A 237-nucleotide genomic window follows, 5' to 3' on the forward strand; every position below is an offset into this window, starting at 1 on the left:
TCCCTACGGCTTTGTAGATAGAATTTCCAAGCTGATCCCACCCGATCCCGGGATGACTCTTGAAAAAGCCTTTGAAGCAGAACCTCGTTTACCGGAGTTATATGACGGTGACCACGAAGTTCGTGAACTTATCGATATGGCGAGGATCCTTGAAGGGGTTACGCGTAATGCGGGTAAACACGCGGGTGGGGTGGTTATCTCCCCAACCACGATTACCGATTTCGCCCCCTTGTATTG

The 237-nt window shown here is 50.6% G+C and carries 1 protein-coding gene; it reads left to right on the forward strand.

Annotated features, from left to right (window positions below; all coding sequences use genetic code 11):
- Window positions 1–52: 52 nt before the first annotated feature.
- Window positions 53–237 (forward strand): hypothetical protein (locus Q4528_RS15945; protein ID WP_303522732.1); only part of this gene is annotated, 185 nt, incomplete at its 3' end.

Origin of the sequence: Staphylococcus pasteuri, assembly GCF_030547725.1 — a bacterium.
In the GTDB taxonomy this organism is placed as follows: domain Bacteria; phylum Bacillota; class Bacilli; order Staphylococcales; family Staphylococcaceae; genus Staphylococcus; species Staphylococcus pasteuri.